Annotated in this window: 7 protein-coding genes; 6 read left to right on the top strand and 1 reads right to left on the bottom strand. The window is 28.7% G+C overall.

Annotated elements, in window-relative coordinates:
- Nucleotides 1–458 (bottom strand): hypothetical protein (locus LWW95_11730; protein MDL1957696.1); only part of this gene is annotated, 458 nt, incomplete at its 3' end.
- A 236-nt stretch (nucleotides 459–694) separates the two neighbouring features.
- Between LWW95_11730 and LWW95_11725 the strand changes: the two genes are divergently transcribed.
- The 6 genes from LWW95_11725 to flgM form a co-directional block, all read left to right on the top strand.
- Nucleotides 695–1,003: a hypothetical protein gene (locus LWW95_11725; protein MDL1957695.1), complete on the top strand. Its 309-nt coding sequence runs from the start codon at nucleotides 695–697 to the stop codon at nucleotides 1,001–1,003.
- 9 nt (nucleotides 1,004–1,012) lie between these two features.
- Nucleotides 1,013–1,576: a hypothetical protein gene (locus tag LWW95_11720; protein ID MDL1957694.1), complete on the top strand. Its 564-nt coding sequence runs from the start codon at nucleotides 1,013–1,015 to the stop codon at nucleotides 1,574–1,576.
- A 26-nt stretch (nucleotides 1,577–1,602) separates the two neighbouring features.
- Entirely contained in the window at nucleotides 1,603–2,757 is a 1,155-nt protein-coding gene (locus LWW95_11715; protein ID MDL1957693.1) for a hypothetical protein, read from the top strand.
- A 63-nt stretch (nucleotides 2,758–2,820) separates the two neighbouring features.
- Nucleotides 2,821–3,522, top strand: a complete 702-nt coding sequence (locus LWW95_11710) for a C39 family peptidase (GenBank protein MDL1957692.1) — start codon at nucleotides 2,821–2,823, stop codon at nucleotides 3,520–3,522.
- A gap of 25 nt (nucleotides 3,523–3,547) precedes the next feature.
- On the top strand, nucleotides 3,548–4,021 hold the full coding sequence (locus LWW95_11705) for a hypothetical protein (protein ID MDL1957691.1): 474 nt from the start codon (nucleotides 3,548–3,550) through the stop codon (nucleotides 4,019–4,021).
- Between the two features lie 90 nt (nucleotides 4,022–4,111).
- Nucleotides 4,112–4,384 (top strand): flagellar biosynthesis anti-sigma factor FlgM (gene flgM / locus LWW95_11700; protein MDL1957690.1); only part of this gene is annotated, 273 nt, incomplete at its 3' end.

The following is a 4,384-nucleotide window of genomic DNA, read 5'->3' as shown; positions in this document are numbered from 1 at the left end:
TGTTTGATTCGATATAAAAAAGTTTGTTTAAAATGATTAAATACATACTCAGGATTAAATATTTCTAATGAAAATTTACAATTCGGACAAATTTTATTGTTAGTAAGAGGAGAATTACAATAGGGACATACTTCCCAGGAAACAGGATATAAATTATCACAAATAAATTTCCATAATTTTAAAAAGGTTTCTCTTTCTGTAATAAAAAATTCTAAAGCTATACCATCTCTATGCTCTCTTATTTTTTTAGCAAATATTTTTAATTCTATATTTTGATAAGGGATTAAAATTTCTATAAAATCTTTAATATCTTTTTTAGAAAAAATTTCATCTTTTGGAAGTTTTAAAAGAGCTCCTCTTAAACTTAATCCTTCTAATATTGTTTTTTTCTTTTTTCCAGATTCTTTTAAAAATATAAAAGCTTTAATAGGCTTTTTTAGGCGTATATCTAACCGCATAGATATATCCAATTGTTTTAAAATAAGATACAAAAGAATACTATATAGTTTTAAAAATTTAATACAAAATAAAAAAAATTAAAGATTTAAAATTAAAAAAATTAATTTGTGTAAAAATTGTAAAATTGTAAAATTGTAAAATTTGATTTTAACATTTTTACAGTCAAAAAATCTTTTTATTAAATAAATCAAAGGTTTTTCAAATTGGGCACATTTTTTGATTGATAAAAAATGCTATGAAAATAGAAATTAAAATAAAAAAATCAATTATTTTGAGTTTATCTCTTATTTTCTTTTTGTTCTTTCCTGTTGTTGGGAAAGCTGAAAAAGATTTTATTAATAACTTGAATATTTTAGGTACGCAGGTTTTAGATGAAAATATTCTTAATAATATTCGCGGAGGGGAAAGAAGATCAGCTTTACAATTTGTAAACTCTGGCAGGATTATTTTATGGGATGAAGATTTGAAGGTTGATTCTAATCAATTAAAGATTTTAACAGGTAGTAATAATGTAAGTATCTTTAGAATCATAATAAGTAAATAGGAGGATATTTTGAAAAGGTTAGCACTAATAGTAGTTTTTTTAATTTTTTTAATTGAGCATAAAGTTTTTGGTGAGCAAATAAATCAGAGTTTAATTAAAGATGATGTATTTAAAGGGGCTTCTGGGATAGCAGGAATGAACATGGCTTCAGGAGACAACCATGTTCAATCAAATATGTGGATAATAGGAATAGAGAGTTTTAATAGAGGATTTATAGATCAGGAGACAGTATGCAGAAATGAAGTTCCTGATAAAGCTACTGACATAATTGGAGATAATGCTTTTTCTGATATAAAGGGTATTTTTTCAATAAATCAAGCTTCAGGTTCTGGAAATGCTGAGGCTAATTTAGTATTTATTTCTATTGGAGAAAAAATTAATACTTCAGCTCTTAGTCAAAATGTAGCTAAAATAAAAGATGGATTTTTATATTCAGGAGAATTTTATGATATTATCTTTGATTTAGCTTTTTCAGGAGCAAGAGGAGTGGTACAAGTTAATCAATCAGCTGGGATAGGGAATGTTCTTGCTAATACTTTTCATTTAAATTTTAACAGAGCAGCTCTTAAATAACATAAAAAACTAAAAGGAGGTGTGCCATGTTAAAAAGAGTGCTTAGAAAAAAGTTAGTTTTAGCAAGTGCTTTAGCATTTTCAGTATCTCTATTAGCTCCTATAGGAGCTAAGGCTCAAGGATTGCCAGATTTATCTGAATTATGTGGTATGGAGTGCACAGGGTATTTTGATTTTGATGGAGAATTGAGTGGTAATTTAGATATTACACTTCAAGTAATGGGTGTTGCTGATTTGGAAGCTTATCTTTCTCTTATTACAACTGATATTTCAATTATTAATAGCGGAGAAAATATGGAAGTGAGTGGGTTGGTAAGAGCCCTCAGCAAAAATGATCAATTTCTTATGTTTAATAAGATTAATAATCAGCGCACTGAAAATGAAGCAACAGTAAGTGGTGATGTTCTTAGTGGAGCACAGGGTAACATAGGTGCTAATGTAGTAGCAGGAGATTATAATGCACAGAGTAATGTAGTTGCAATTGCAGTTGGAAAACAAGGTTCTTCCTTAGTTGAATCTAAAACTTTTAGTGTCCAAAAGGCTAAATTTAATAAAGTAAATAATGAAGGAGTAACAAATACTGCTTCTGCAAGTGATAATGCATTATCAGGTGCAAAAGGAAATATTCAACTTAATATTGCTGCTGGAGTTGATAATGCTCAGACAAATCAATTAGGTATAGCTGTTGGTCCAGCTAAGGTTGGAATGGGTGTAGCATATGTTCAGCAAAAATCTAAATATAACACAGTAAGCAATCAGCCCATCATAGAAGAAACAGAAGGAGGAGAAATTCCTATCACATTAACAGTTCAAATGAGCGAAAATATTTCAGGAAGTATAGAAAATGGTTGGTATAGCGGAACGGAAGAAGGAACTATATGGTATGCACCTGGTCAACCGGAAAATAACTATTCTGGAACAGAAGAAGGAGATATCGGTGGAGATATTAGTATAGAGAATATCGAACTTACTGGAACTATTACAGGTTCTATACCTATAGGTATAACAAGTATTAACACTAAAAATATAGCATCTTTAAGTGGTAGCGTGCTTTCAGGTGCAGTAGGAAATATAGGTGTTAATGTTGCAGCAGGAAGTAACAATCTTCAGGCAAATACTCTTTCTATAAGCTATACACCAGAAAGTGGACCTGTAACTCCTCTTATTACTCCTGGATTCTAAGTAATTTTAAATAGTTATTAAGGGGGCTTTTGCCCCCTATTTTTATTTGGGAGTTTTTAGAAAATGTTTTTTAAGAAGATAATAAAAAATCTGAGCCTGAGTTTCTTTTTTTTAAGTTTTTTTCTATTTCAAGGTGCTTATTCAGGAGAAGTAGAAATTAAAACAGGGTTTAATGGAGTATATATTCAAAAGCGTGTTTTAAGTATAAAAGAACTTCGTTTTAAAAATCTTGTAAAACAAAAATATGACCTTAGTTGCGGTAGTGCAGCTCTTGCTTCATTACTTAGATATTATTATAACCTTAATATAAGTGAAGAAAATATAATAAAAGATATTTTAACACATGGAGAGATCGAAAAAATTAAAGCTCGTGGTTTTTCAATGTTAGACCTTAAAAAAAGTGCTGAAAGATTTGGTTTTAAAGCAGAAGGTTATAAAGTTCCTGTTGAAAAGCTTCATTTGATAAAAATTCCTACTATAATTCTTTTAGATACAAATGGATATAAGCATTTTGTAATTTTAAAAGGTGTAAGAGGTAATAAAGTATTTTTAGCAGATCCAGCTTATGGACACAAAGTAATGAATATGGAAAAGTTTAAAAAATCCTGGAATAATATTCTTCTTGCTGTTTTTGGGAAAAAATCTTCAAAAACAGTATGGGAACTTAAGAGTAGAGAAGTTTCTAAAGAAAATATTTGGGCTTTAAGAAATACCATTATTACAGATCTTTTTTTTATAAGACAGCCTTTCGAAATAAAACCTTAAGAGAGTACTTATGGGAGGGGATGAGATGTTTAAAAAGATAAAAACCAATTTATATATATGTTTCCTTTTATTATTTATCTTATGTATAGGATTGTCTAAAGCATTTGCGTTTGAAGAAGAGGATATTTTTGCTACTGTTGAATTGGCAAAAGAAGAGTCTTTACAAGAAATAAGAGGTGGTTATATGGGGGTTTATTTTCAGGTGGTTTTTACAGGTTATTGGGATAATTTAGGACATAGTGTTAGTATATTAGAAGGAGATAGTAATTCTGAGTTTTCAGCAGATTCGGTAGTCTCCTTATCAGGAACAAATGTAAGAAGTATTGCTTTAATAGGAGGCTTTAATGGAGCTAATGGTATTTTTCAGATTAATCAGGTTCCAGGTTCAAACAATATTATAGAGAATAATTTAATAATAAACATAAATATTTTTATTACCGAGCAAATTACCGGATCTTTTATAAAGGAAATGATGTGGGGGATACCCATCTTATTTTAAATTTTTAAAAACTTGACAAAAATTTTAAAATTATTAAAGTAAAACTAAAAAATGCCGATTAAGTAAATAAAAAATTAGGATGGTATAAAAATGAGGATTAATAGTATTACTGGAAAAAATATAGAAAATTTGAAAAATATAAAGGAAGCAAGAATAAAGGAAGAAAATTTAAAAGTAAGAAAAACAAAGTCAGAGGAAAAGACAATTAATCAAACAGAAGTAATAGAACTTTCATCTCAAAAATTAGTAGAAAGAGCAATTAAAAAAGCTCTTTCTATGCCTGAGATTAGAGAAGAAAAAGTTGCTCAAATAAAAGCACAAATCGAATCTGGTACTTATAATGTTTCTAATAAAGAAATTGCT

It is taken from the genome of Candidatus Desulfofervidus auxilii, assembly GCA_030262725.1.
Lineage (GTDB): Bacteria > Desulfobacterota > Desulfofervidia > Desulfofervidales > Desulfofervidaceae > JAJSZS01.
Note: the sequence above shows the minus strand (reverse complement) of the source record. Positions and strands in the feature narration are given on the sequence as shown.